General features: G+C 54.0%; 11 protein-coding genes. 8 read left to right on the top strand and 3 right to left on the bottom strand.

Going from position 1 to position 12,530, the window contains the following annotated elements:
* Positions 1–3: 3 nt before the first annotated feature.
* Both argS and PCI15_RS21220 read right to left on the bottom strand, forming a co-directional pair.
* Positions 4–1,698, bottom strand: coding sequence for an arginine--tRNA ligase (gene argS / locus PCI15_RS21225; RefSeq protein ID WP_271271896.1), 1,695 nt, complete (start codon positions 1,696–1,698; stop codon positions 4–6).
* Between the two features lie 179 nt (positions 1,699–1,877).
* Positions 1,878–4,064, bottom strand: a complete 2,187-nt coding sequence (locus PCI15_RS21220; RefSeq protein WP_271271895.1) for a primosomal protein N' — start codon at positions 4,062–4,064, stop codon at positions 1,878–1,880.
* Positions 4,065–4,295: 231 nt separating this feature from the next.
* Between PCI15_RS21220 and rpmE the strand changes: the two genes are divergently transcribed.
* From rpmE to PCI15_RS21205, 3 genes are all read left to right on the top strand, one after another.
* Complete coding sequence (gene rpmE, locus PCI15_RS21215) at positions 4,296–4,511, top strand: 50S ribosomal protein L31 (RefSeq protein WP_205659898.1); 216 nt, start codon at positions 4,296–4,298, stop codon at positions 4,509–4,511.
* Between the two features lie 366 nt (positions 4,512–4,877).
* A complete protein-coding gene (locus tag PCI15_RS21210; RefSeq protein WP_271271894.1) occupies positions 4,878–6,149 on the top strand; it encodes a malic enzyme-like NAD(P)-binding protein in 1,272 nt (423 codons plus the stop codon).
* A 149-nt stretch (positions 6,150–6,298) separates the two neighbouring features.
* Positions 6,299–7,129 (top strand): 23S rRNA (adenine(2030)-N(6))-methyltransferase RlmJ, encoded by an 831-nt coding sequence (locus PCI15_RS21205; RefSeq protein ID WP_271271893.1) that lies wholly within the window; start codon positions 6,299–6,301, stop codon positions 7,127–7,129.
* A 106-nt stretch (positions 7,130–7,235) separates the two neighbouring features.
* Here PCI15_RS21205 and PCI15_RS21200 read toward each other — a convergent pair whose 3' ends face one another.
* Positions 7,236–7,502, bottom strand: coding sequence for a hypothetical protein (locus tag PCI15_RS21200; protein ID WP_271271892.1), 267 nt, complete (start codon positions 7,500–7,502; stop codon positions 7,236–7,238).
* Positions 7,503–7,968: 466 nt separating this feature from the next.
* Here PCI15_RS21200 and PCI15_RS21195 point away from each other — a divergent pair, with 466 nt between their 5' ends.
* The 5 genes from PCI15_RS21195 (at position 7,969) to PCI15_RS21175 (ending at position 12,526) form a co-directional block, all read left to right on the top strand.
* Positions 7,969–9,690: an acetolactate synthase 3 large subunit gene (locus PCI15_RS21195; protein ID WP_271271891.1), complete on the top strand. Its 1,722-nt coding sequence runs from the start codon at positions 7,969–7,971 to the stop codon at positions 9,688–9,690.
* A gap of 2 nt (positions 9,691–9,692) precedes the next feature.
* Complete coding sequence (ilvN, locus tag PCI15_RS21190) at positions 9,693–10,184, top strand: acetolactate synthase small subunit (protein ID WP_205659903.1); 492 nt, start codon at positions 9,693–9,695, stop codon at positions 10,182–10,184.
* Positions 10,185–10,439: 255 nt separating this feature from the next.
* The gene (locus PCI15_RS21185) at positions 10,440–10,682 is read left to right on the top strand and encodes a hypothetical protein (protein ID WP_271271890.1); all 243 of its coding nucleotides are present in this window, start codon (positions 10,440–10,442) and stop codon (positions 10,680–10,682) included.
* 195 nt (positions 10,683–10,877) lie between these two features.
* Positions 10,878–11,480: a phosphonate metabolism protein/1,5-bisphosphokinase (PRPP-forming) PhnN gene (gene phnN / locus PCI15_RS21180; RefSeq protein ID WP_271271889.1), complete on the top strand. Its 603-nt coding sequence runs from the start codon at positions 10,878–10,880 to the stop codon at positions 11,478–11,480.
* A 146-nt stretch (positions 11,481–11,626) separates the two neighbouring features.
* Positions 11,627–12,526, top strand: a complete 900-nt coding sequence (locus PCI15_RS21175) for a hypothetical protein (RefSeq protein WP_271271888.1) — start codon at positions 11,627–11,629, stop codon at positions 12,524–12,526.
* The last annotated feature ends 4 nt before the right edge of the window (positions 12,527–12,530 follow it).

Genomic DNA, 12,530 nt, shown 5'->3' with positions numbered 1-12,530 from the left:
GGATTACATGTGCTCCGGTGCGCTGACGCCTAACAGGTCCAGACCGTTGGCCAGTACCTGACGGCAAGCCGCACTCAGGGTGATACGGGCGTTACGCAGTTCCGCATCTTCGATCAGCATCTTGTTGCTGTTGTAGTAGCTGTGGAAGTCACCGGCCAGATCTACCAGATAGTTGGCGATCTGATGCGGTTCACAGTTTTCAGCAGCACGCTGTACTACTTCAGGGAAGGTGGCCAGACGCTTCATCAGGGCTTTTTCTGCATCGGTGTCCAGCAGGGCCAGATCAACCTTCATGTCCTGATTCCATTCCCAGCCGCGCTCAGCCAGTTTACCGATCACGCTGCATACACGGGCGTGGGCATACTGGATGTAGTAAACCGGGTTGTCGTTGCTCTGGGAGATGGCCAGATCAATGTCGAAGGTCAGCTGTGACGTGGTAGCACGGGCCACCAGGAAGTAACGGGTAGCATCGCGGCCCACTTCTTCAATCAGGTCCTGCAGGGTGACGTAGCTGCCGGCACGTTTGGAGATTTTAACTTCTTCACCGCCACGCATTACCATCACCATCTGGTGCAGCACGTAGTCTGGCCATTTTTCAGGAATGGCCATGCCGGTGCTCTGGCTGACTGCCTGCACGCCGGCGCGTACCCGGGTGATGGTGCTGTGGTGGTCGGCACCCTGTTCGTTAACCACACGTTCGAAGCCACGGTTCCACTTGTTCAGGTGGTAGGCAACGTCCGGTACGAAGTAGGTGTAACCGCCGTCGGTTTTACGCATGACGCGGTCTTTGTCGTCGCCGAATTCAGTGGTTTTCAGCCACAGTGCGCCGTCCTGCTCGTAGGTGTAGCCGGAGTCGATCAGTTGCTGCACGGTTTTTTCAACCATGCCTTCGCTGTACAGGGAGGATTCCAGGAAGTAGACGTCGAAGTTTACGCCGAAGGCTTTCAGATCCTGATCCTGTTCGCGGCGCAGGTAGGCTACGGCGAAATCACGGATGGCGGTCTGGTCATCGGCGTCTTTCTGGCCGGTTACCTGCTTGTCTTCGGCTTCGATGCTGTCGCCGGCCATGTAGCTGGCGGCCAGTTCTGTAATGTAGTCGCCACGGTAACCGTCTTCCGGCCAGCCTGCGTCATCAGGGCCAAGGCCTTTACAGCGGGCCTGAGTGGAAAGGGCCAGATTATTGATCTGTGCGCCGGCGTCGTTGTAGTAGAACTCGGCGGTTACGTCCCAGCCGGTTGCACTTAACAGGCGGCAGATGCTGTCGCCCACGGCTGCACCGCGGCCGTGGCCTACGTGCAGTGGGCCGGTTGGGTTAGCGGAAACGAATTCAACCTGTACCTTGCGGTTGGCACCGGCATCGCTGTGGCCGTATTTTTCACCGGCTTCCAGAATGCGGCCAACCACAGCGGTGGCAGCGTCGCTGGCCAGGAAGAAGTTGATGAAGCCCGGGCCGGCAATTTCGGTTTTGGCAATGTTTTCAGACGCCGGCAGGGCGTCGCAGATTGCCTGAGACAGTTGACGTGGGTTGGTTTTCGCCGCTTTGGCCAGTGTCATGGCAACGTTGGACGCAAAGTCACCGTGCGCCTTGTCGCGGGTATTTTCTACCATGATACGTCGCTGAGCGTCAGCCGGCAGAGTGCCGTTGTCGGTCAAGGTGTCCAGGGCAGCATTAATAAGGTCCGCAATATGTTGTTTCATGATGAATGTACTGTTACCGGTTGGGGCGAGAACACGCCGTATATATCGTTAGGGCCGGCTATTATCCCCTGTCGGCGGCGGTTTGTTAAGTGGCTGCGCAGGAGAATTTTAGCGGCCTGTTACGGTGACGTTTCGGTGAATGGCGCTGCAGGCCCGGGTGGCCGGGCACTGCGGGGAGATCAGAACATTTCGATGGGGTCGACATCTACCGACCAGCGAATTTTTCGCGCTTCTGCAGAGGCTTCCAGTTGCAGGGTGATGTGGTGCACCAGCCCGTGCAGGGTTTTGCGGTCGTGGCTTTGCAACAGCAGCTGGGCGCGGAACATGCCGGCGCGTTTTTCCATGGGGGAGGGCAGCGGGCCGATCCACTGGGGTTTGCCGTCCTGCCGGTCGAATTGCTGGCGTACCTGCATCAGGAAGCGTTCTGCCTGCCCCTGATAACGGGCTTCCGCCCGGATCATGATGCAGTTGATGGTCGGTGGCAGGTTGGCGCTGTTGCGGGTGTTGAGTTCCTGCTGGGCAAAGGCCAGATAGCCTTCGTTGATCAGGCTGTTAATGGTGGGGTGATCCGCATGGTGGGTTTGCATCACCACCTTACCGGGTAATTCAGCCCGGCCGGCCCGGCCCGCCACTTGCAGAATCTGCTGGGCGGTGCGTTCCATGCCTCGGAAGTCTGCACTGAACAGTCCGCTGTCGGCATTGAGGATGGCAACTAGCGTTACTTTCGGGAAGTGGTGGCCTTTGGCCAGCATCTGGGTGCCGACCAGAATACAGGGGTCACCGAGGTTTACCTGATCGACGATGTCCTGTAGCGCCTGTTTACGCTGGGTGGTATCCCGGTCGACCCGGATCACCGGGGTTTCAGGGAAGAGTTGTTGCAGGGCGCTTTCGGTACGTTCGGTGCCCGCGCCCACCGGTTTGAGTTCGGCAGAGCCGCAGCTGTCACATACCCGGGGAATCGGACGCTGGCTGTCACAGTGGTGGCAGTGCAGGTGGGCCGGGCTGCGGTGCAGGGTCATGTGGGCATCGCAGCGGCGGCAGTCGGCTATCCAGCCGCAGTCGTGACACATCAGGCTCGGCGCAAAGCCCCGGCGGTTAATAAATACCAGTACCTGATTGCCCTGTTGCAGATGGCCGCCGATCTGTTTGATCAGTGCCGGGCTGAGGCCGTCCTGCAGGTTGTCCTGACGGATGTCGAGTAATTCGAATGCGGGCGGTTTGGCGTTTCCGGCCCGCTGGGTCAGTTGCAGCCACTGATAGCGTTTTTGCTGCACGTTATACAGGCTTTCAATCGACGGGGTGGCGCTGCCCAGCACAATGGGAATGTTTTCCCGGTGGGCGCGCATCACGGATACATCCCGGGCGGAGTAGCGGAAGCCGTCCTGCTGCTTGAAGGAGGCGTCGTGTTCCTCATCAATGATGATAATGCCCGGGTGCTTCAGCGGGGTGAATATGGCTGAGCGGGTACCGATGACGATTTTGGCGACCCCGGCGCGGGCCTGTTGCCAGGCTTCCAGCCGCTGTTTGTCCGTCAGGTTGGAGTGCAGTGAAACAATGCTGACATTAAAACGGGCTTTGAAACGGGTGACGGTTTGTGGCGTCAGGCCGATTTCCGGTACCAGTACCAGTGCCTGTTTTCCTGCTTTGAGCTGGGCTTCGATGGCCTGCAGATACACTTCGGTTTTACCGGAGCCGGTAATGCCGTAGAGCAGTACCGAACGGAAGCCGCTGTCGTCACTGAGTGAATCAACGGCGGTCTGTTGCTGAGGGTTCAGGGTCAGGGGCGGTTCACGCAGAATATTGCCAGCCTGTTCGTCCGGCTGTGGCGTGAACTGTTCGATCAGGTTTTTGTCCTGCAGAGCTGTCAGGGTGGCTTTGGTGCTGCCGGCTTCTTTCAGCTGTTCCGGTGTGAGCCCGGCCGGGTTGTTCAGCAGCCACTGTAATAACTGACGCTGTTTGCTGGCGTTTTTGGCGATGCTGTCAGTGCTGGCATCGGGGCAGGCCCGCCATTTCATCGCCGGTATATAGTTGTCGGCTTCCCCTTTACGCAGCAGTACCGGTAATGCCTGGCTCAGCGCTTCGCCGGCCGGGTGCTGGTAATAGCTGGCGGACCAGCGGGCCAGTTTCAACAGGTGGGCCGGCAGGGGCGGTGTGCTGTCGAGAATCTCCAGTGCGGGCTTTAGCTTGTTGGCCGGTACCTCGGTGGTATCGGTCACTTCGATTAACACACCGGTTAGCTGGCGGTTCGCAAACGGCACTTTTACCCGGATGCCCGGTTCCAGCGTGGCAGGGTCGCAGTCTGCCGGTGGCAGGTAGTCGAACAGGCGACGCAGGGGGGACGGAATGGCGAGACGCAGATATGACATTAACGGTGTGTTCGAAGTTGTTGGAAAGTCGGTTAAGGGGAGTATTAAATCCTGTTAACACAGGGTTTACCAGCCGCAGATACGGCCTTTTAATAAGCGCTTGCCGGTGGGCAGCTGAATGCGTATAATCGCGGGCCTTATTCCCATGGGTGGTCGGTTTAACCGGCAGCCCGGATGCGGTGCCCGGCAAAAGATCGGGTGGCGGCATTACAAACTACTTGAGGTTTCATCATGAAAGACGGTATCCATCCTAATTACGTAGAGATGAACGCTACCTGTTCTTGCGGCAACGTCGTTAAGACTCGTTCTACTCTGGGCAAAGACATTCACCTGGACGTTTGCAGCCAGTGTCACCCTTTCTACACCGGTAAGCAGAAAGAAGCGACCACTGGTGGCCGTGTTGACCGCTTCAACAAGCGTTTCGGTGCTCGCTCTCTTAAGAAGTAAGCGATTGCAGAATATGAAAAAGGCGCCTGATGGCGCCTTTTTTTTTGCTGTGCAAAAAATACCGACCAAAGTCTGAAGTTAGGCTGATTTTTATCTATCCCGTGGATAGGTAGTGGTTCTTCCTGTAAATCAAGGGATTAACAAATATAAATGCCATATGGGCCCAGTCGGGTCGCGAGGGAAATACTTTTTGTCGCTTTGTTTACAGAATTTTGGACTGTTCTGTCGGTTGAGGGGCGTCGGGCTTTTCTATATGATGCCAAGTCCTAAGGAGTCTGGAATGCCCTTGTTAGTCGGAGTAATGGGCTGTTCATCCAGATTTCCGGATTACTTATAACTAATAAATTACTTCTTGGAATTGCGACCATGTCTGAAGATATGAAACAAGCTGCACTCGATTATCATGAGTTTCCTCGTCCGGGTAAGATCAGTGTAGAGCTGACGACATCCGCTGCCTCTGCCCGTGATCTGGCGCTGGCTTACAGCCCTGGTGTGGCTGAGCCGGTCCGCGCTATCGCGGAAAACCCTGAGAATGCGTATAAGTATACGGCGAAAGGAAACCTGGTTGCAGTTATCTCTAATGGTTCTGCGATTCTTGGCCTTGGCGATCTTGGCCCGCTGGCGTCTAAGCCGGTAATGGAAGGTAAATCCCTGCTGTTCAAGAAATTTGCCGGTGTTGATTCCATCGATATTGAAGTTGATTCCGAAAGCCCTCAGGCACTGATTGATACAGTTGCCCGTATTGCTGATACCTTCGGCGGTATTAACCTGGAAGACATCAAAGCACCTGAGTGTTTTGAAGTTGAACGTGCGCTGATCGAGCGCTGCAACATTCCTGTATTCCACGATGACCAGCACGGTACTGCGATTGTAACCGCTGCCGGTATGATCAACGCCCTGGAAATTGCCGGTAAGAAGCTGGAAGAAGCGTCTATCGTGTGTCTGGGTGCCGGTGCTGCTGCACACGCCTGCATGAAGCTGCTGGTGAACATGGGCGCTAAGGTTGAAAACATTTACATGATCGACCGTACCGGTGTTATCCACTCCGGCCGTGACAATCTGACCCCTGAAAAAGCGGCGTTTGCCACTGAAACTGATAAGCGTACGCTGGATGATGCAATCGACGGTGCTGACGTATTCGTAGGTCTGTCCGGTCCTAACCTGCTGGGTGCTGAGCAGCTGAAGAAGATGGCAGCGAACCCGGTTGTATTTGCCTGCGCAAACCCTGATCCGGAAATTAAGCCGGAACTGGCGCACGAAACCCGTGATGATGTGATCATGGCGACGGGCCGTTCTGATTACCCTAACCAGGTAAACAACGTACTGGGCTTCCCGTTTATCTTCCGTGGCGCGCTGGATGTTCGTGCGACTGCCATTAACGAAGAAATGAAAGCCGCTGCAGTACGCGCACTGGCAGAACTGGCGAAAGAGCCTGTGCCACAGGAAGTACTGACGGCTTACGATCTGGATGCTCTGGAATTCGGCCGTGGTTATATCATTCCTAAGCCAACGGATTCCCGTTTGCTGGGTGCGGTATCTGAAGCGGTTGCTCAGGCAGCAATTGATTCTGGCGTAGCACGTCTGCCACTGCCGGATCACTACCCGCTGACCACTGTGGATGCACTGCTGAATAAGTAAGCATTCACGGCGCGAGCGCGACTGATTAAAATGCCCCTTTGCAGGGGCATTTTTCGTTTCTGGCGGCGGGAATAACTTCCGGTTGCCGGATGATTGCTGCACAATGCCGCCAGAGATGACCGTTTTTCAGATTCACCGGAGATAATTCTTTGCTCAGTTACCAGCACGGCTACCATGCCGGAAATTTTGCCGATGTACATAAGCATCTGATTCTCAGCATGATGTTGCAGTCCCTTACCCGTAAAGATAAGCCGTTGTCGTATCTGGAAACTCATTCCGGGCGTGCAATGTACGATCTGTCGGATGCGCAGGCGCAGAAGAATCAGGAGTTCCAGTCGGGTATCAGTAAGTTGTGGCAGGCAGGGCTGAAGGGCACTGAGGTCTACTGTGAAGCGGTAACGGCACAGAACGCATCCGGCGAGCTGGCGTTTTATCCCGGTTCGCCGTCACTGGCGCAGCATTTTGCCCGGGCCAGCGATAAGCTGATGCTGATGGAGCTGCATCCGCAGGAGTCTCAGGTGCTGAAACGGCATTTCCGTCAGGATGGCCGGGTGGCGGTGCATCAGCGTGACGGGTATGAAGGGGTGCTGGCGATGCTGCCGCCGAAACCGAACCGGGGCATGGTGCTGATTGATCCGGCGTATGAGGATAAGTCTGAATATGATCAGGTGGTGGCCTTTATTAAGCGGGCCAAGCAGTTATGGCCCAACGGCAGTTATGCGATCTGGTACCCGTTGTTGGAAGCTAACCGCTGGAAGAGCCTGAAGCATAAGCTGCAACGTACCAGCATACGGAATATTCTCTGCTCTGAAATTGAGATTAACCCGGCAGATGGCGGTGGGATGTATGGCAGTGGCATGTTGATGGTGAATCCGCCGTGGCCGCTGGAAGATAATATCCGCGCGACGATGCCGGGGGTGCTGAGTACGCTGGCGGAAGGCGCTGCCGCTGACCGGCTGGAGTGGCTGGCCCCGGAATAACTGCTGTTGCCGGTGTGGCTGAAAATTTTTCAGCAACCGTTTTCAGGATACAAAAAAACGGCGGTTATCGGAGGATAATCGCCGTTTTTGTCTGTTTTCAGGGCGCTTAATACAGGGCCTGTTCGTCGCGGATCAGGTCTTTGAGCATTTCCAGAAACAGGGTGTCGGCTTCGCTGTGCTCAATCGGGATCTTCACATTCGAGCAGGAAGACAGCGCTTCAGCGATGCTGATATTGGCATTTTCATCGTTGATATGTTCGCGCGCTGCGTTCATTGCTTTTTCGCAAATGTCCGGTTCTACCATGATCTTGCGCAGAACCAGCAGTAATTCGTCGATAACGCGTTCTTTGTTTTTAATTTCGGCAATGCTCATCGGGTTGTCTCCATGGCGGCTGACTCACGCCTTATAATGACTTGTTATGTAGCTTTTATGTGGGTGTGCACACCACATTTTTTTATCGCTGTTGCCGCCACTATAGCATTCAATCTGAACATTCTGCATCACCCGGTTTTCTGTACCGGGGGAATTCCCCGACTGCTTGAATAATCATTGACTTAATGGCAGAATTGCTGCCTCAAAAATTTATCTCTCTGGCTCATGTAGGTTACCCCGAAGGCCAGGTTAAATAAGCGTCACCCAGCTTATTTATTCAGGACCTTTCCCGAGTTGATCCTCAGATTGGTGCCGAATTAAGATTGCTCCTGCCTGCCTCAATACCCCGAGCCTTTGCAAGAGCCTGCTGGATGATGTCGAATCGCCGGTGGGCGGTTTGCGCACGTCTGCAGTATCGTAACTAGTGATCCGTCGCCGTGGAGCGACGTGAATAGAGGGTGAAGAAGTGGAATTATTATCAGGCGCAGAAATGGTTGTTCGCGCCCTTAAAGATGAGGGCGTTGAGTACATCTACGGGTATCCGGGTGGGGCGTTGTTGCATATTTATGATGCACTGTTCCAGCAGGAAGATGTAAAGCATATTCTGGTGCGTCATGAACAGGCAGCCACCCATATGGCTGATGCGTATGCCCGTGCGACCGGTAAAGCCGGTGTATCGCTGGTGACTTCAGGTCCGGGTGCGACGAACGCAGTAACAGGTATTGCTACTGCTTATATGGATTCGATTCCGATGGTGGTGATTACCGGTCAGGTAATGAGCCATCTGATTGGTGAAGATGCCTTCCAGGAAACCGATATGATCGGTGTTTCCCGTCCGGTGGTTAAGCACAGTTTCAGCGTGCAGAATCCGGAAGATATTCCTGCCATCATCAAGAAAGCTTTCCACATTGCTGAAAGCGGCCGTCCGGGTCCGGTTGTTGTGGATATCCCTAAGGATATGACCACACCGACTGAGCGTTACCCGTATGAGTATCCTGCGTCTGTGAAACTGCGTTCTTATAACCCGGTTTCCCGCGGTCATACCGGCCAGATCAAGAAAGCCATGGATATGGTGTTAAGCGCCAAGCGTCCGGTTATCTACAGCGGTGGCGGTATCGTCATGGGCGATGCCAGCAATGAGCTGACTGAACTGGCGCAGATGCTGAATGTACCTGTTACCAATACCCTGATGGGCCTGGGTGGCTACCCGGGTACTGACCGTCAGTTTATCGGTATGCTGGGCATGCACGGTAGCTATGAAGCCAACATGGTGATGCACCATGCTGATCTGATTCTGGCAGTGGGCGCACGTTTTGATGACCGTGTTACCAACGCGCTGGATAAGTTCTGTCCGACGGCGAAGATCATTCATGTTGATATTGATCCGGCGGCAATCTCCAAGACAATCAAGGCGGACGTGCCAATTGTAGGTCCGGCGAAATCTGTCCTGTCTGAGATGGTCAGCATTGTTAAGGCCAGCAAGAAGCAGATCGATAAAGAGGCGCTGGAATCCTGGTGGCAGCAGATCGAAGAATGGCGCACCCGTCACGGTGGCCGTTTCCGTACCGATGACAGCGAGCTGATGAAGCCGCAACAGGTTATCGAGATGCTGAGCAAGGTGACCAACGGTGATGCATATGTCTGTTCTGACGTAGGTCAGCACCAGATGTTTGCTGCACAGTACTACAAGTTTAATAAGCCTAACCGCTGGATCAACTCCGGTGGCCTGGGCACCATGGGCTTTGGTTTGCCAGCTGCCATGGGTGTGAAACTGAACTTCCCTGACGCCGACGTTGCCTGTGTAACCGGTGAAGGCAGTATTCAGATGAACATTCAGGAACTGTCGACCATTAGCCAGTATGACATTCCGGTGAAGGTTATCTGTCTGAATAACCAGTCGCTGGGGATGGTACGTCAGTGGCAGGATATGAACTATGAGTCCCGTCACTCTCAGTCATACATGAAGTCTCTGCCGGACTTTATCAAGCTGGTTGAAGCTTACGGTCACGTAGGTATGAAGGTTGATAAGTACGAAGACTTGGAAGCGGCTATGCAGGAAGCGTTCTCGCTGAAAGACCGCATGGTGTTTATGGATATTGCAGTAGATCCATTCGAACACGTATATCCGATGCAGGTGCCGCGCGGCTCCATGCGTGATATGTGGCTGACCAAGACGGAGAGAACTTAATCATGAGACATATCATTTCTGTGTTGATGGAAAACGAACCGGGTGCTTTGTCACGGGTTGTTGGTTTGTTCTCACAGCGTAACTTCAACATTGAGTCTTTGACTGTTGCACCGACTGAAGACGCGACTCTGTCCCGTCTGACCGTTACTACGCTGGGCAGTGACCGGGTTATCGAACAGATCACCAAGCAGCTGAACAAGCTGATTGATGTGGTTAAGGTTGTTGACCTGACTGAAGGTGATCACATTGAGCGTGAGCTGATGATGATCAAGCTGAAAGCCACCGGTCAGATGCGCGATGAGATCAAGCGTACCGCGGATATTTTCCGTGGTCAGATCATCGATGTGACGCCTACCACATATACTGTTCAGCTGGCCGGTGCCAGTGACAAACTGGATGCTTTCATTGATGCAATCGGCACGTCCGGCATCATGGAAGTTGTCCGTACCGGTGTTTCCGGTCTGTCACGGGGCGAGAAGGTGCTGAGCCTGTAAGCCAGAAACAGTGATCTATAAAAATGCCGCTCATTGAGCGGCATTTTTTTTGTCCGGGGACTATACTTAAAATCCACTTCCGTTTTACTGCGGTGACAGAAAGTGTGAGCGGTGCGTTTTTTTCGGGGCTGTATGTGGCCCCCGGATTCACCGGCAATTCAGTTACTGTGTGGCTATGTAGGACGGGAATGATGGGCGTCTGACAGGTTGTTGGCGGCAGCTGAAACCTCCTGACGCTCAAAATAGGAGGTGTCTATGTTCCCAGACATTAAACTTCAACCAGCCTCGCTGCTGGTCAGTACGTTGGCGGTCGCTGTACTGCTTGCGCTGGCTGTGACAGTGAACAGCAGTACTCTGCAACCCCTGAATCTGACCGGTTGCCAGTATCATCAGAATGACAGCGTAACCGCTGTGACTCCGTTACGCTGGCAAGTAGATCATAATTCCCGTTGGCCAAAGTCTCATGATGCATGGCTGGATGATGAAATGATCGTGTGAGTCGGAACATCGCAGAGTAAGTTCGGGTTGTTTACAGCCTGCAGTTATGAAAACTGTACTACGCACAATTTCCGAAACCCCTAATTTCGGAAATTGTGCGAAACCTCCCTCGAAGTGCTTCTTAAGTTATTCAATTTACGGCTTTTGTGGTCTGGTTTTTCTGTTATAGGCGTATTACTCTTGTGGTCTTCGTTAATGAGCAGAGAACACTACATGCGCGGCAAACTTCTTTATCTGGTGGGGGCTTCGGGCAGTGGCAAAGACAGCTTACTGGACGGTTGCCGTCAGCGGCTGAAACCACAGCACGGCTGTTTTGTTGCCCACCGTTATATCACCCGTGCGGTTAATATTGGCGGTGAGAATCACATCCATTTATCGGAAGATGAATTCGAGATGCGGGTGAACATGGGCATGTTCGCCATGCAGTGGTATTCCCACGGTTACAGCTATGCGGTTGGTTCGGAAGTGGAAAACTGGCTGGCCAACGGCATCAACGTGGTGATGAACGGTTCCCGTGAATATTTACCCTTTGCGATGCACTCGTACCCGAACCTGATTCCGGTGCTGGTGGATGTTAATGCGGATGTGCTGCGTGAGCGCCTGACCAAGCGTGGCCGTGAAGACGCGGATGAGATTGAAGCCCGTTTGCAGCGTCATGATGAGATTGTCGATACCCTGCCGGATGATGTTCGCCGGATCGATAACAACGGTGATGTTCAGTACGGCGTTGCCCAGCTGATTAAACTGATTGAAGAGCTGGCACCTTCGGAAGTGACCCCGAGTTATTCCACCCACTGATTCTCTGATTGTTCCGGCGGTGCCGGGATCTGACTATTAAAGGCTGCCCTGAAGGCGGCCTTTTTTGCGCCTTGTCTATACTGAAGTAAATTTTAAGTCGCCTGTATCATACTGATACGGCAGGTATTTTCAGTGTGGAGTAAGGTATGCGCCGCTTGATTACCGCAATCATAGTATGGCTTGGAGCCGCTCTGGTGAGTGGGCCTGCCGTTGCCGCTGAAACCTTCCGGGTGGCGATTGTGGACAGGTTCTATCCGCCGGTGAACGGCTTTGCGTCGGAGGAGGACCGGGATCAGCATACCTGGCTGTATGGCATGCTGGATCTGGATGATGACGAATTTAAAGAACCTTATTATCACGGCGACATTGTTCGCCTGATTGCGTCTGATCCCCGGTTTATTTTTTTGCAGTATCCGTTGTCCGGGCAGGGGCATCCGATGGCCGATATTCTCCGTAATCTCCGGGTGATGCAGGCCCGCCAGGCGACCATGCCGGTGGACGCGCTGATACTCTCCTGGGAATCTTCAACCCTTGTCAGTGCCTTTGATGTGCCGCTTAATCTGGGCCGGGTGCGGCACTATAAGGACATTGTGCGTCAGTGGGGGGATCAATACCCTGAGTGGCGTTATACCTATGAGATTATTCTCGCCCTTGAAGCGCTGGTGTCAGACGGGGTGATGGTGTTTACCATTTCCGGCAACGGTGGCCGTGGCATGGTGAATACTTTTTCGTTTGCCGAAGGGGTAAGAACAGTCGGTTCCATTGAGCGGGAGCTGCAGCATTTTATTGCCGATAACCCTTTTGTGGATATGCGTACCCGGGCAGCTTACCAGTTAACCCGTGTGGATAATTTGGCCGGCGAAGTGCTTGGTTATGACATCGACGGTGACGGCTGTGTGGATATCCCCCTGTCTAAACTGACCGCCCGTAATGGCCGCGATACGGATTATCCCAGACACTACTGGAAGACCCTCAAAGGCTCTTCATTTGCTGCGCCGGCGGCGCTGAAAGGGCTATTGCTCGAAGGTCAGGCAAACAGCTGTTAAGATG

This window comes from Aliamphritea hakodatensis (genome assembly GCF_024347195.1).
GTDB classification, from domain to species: domain Bacteria; phylum Pseudomonadota; class Gammaproteobacteria; order Pseudomonadales; family Balneatricaceae; genus Amphritea; species Amphritea hakodatensis.
The sequence above is the reverse complement of the archived record's forward strand: the minus strand, read 5'-3'. Positions and strand labels throughout refer to the sequence as shown.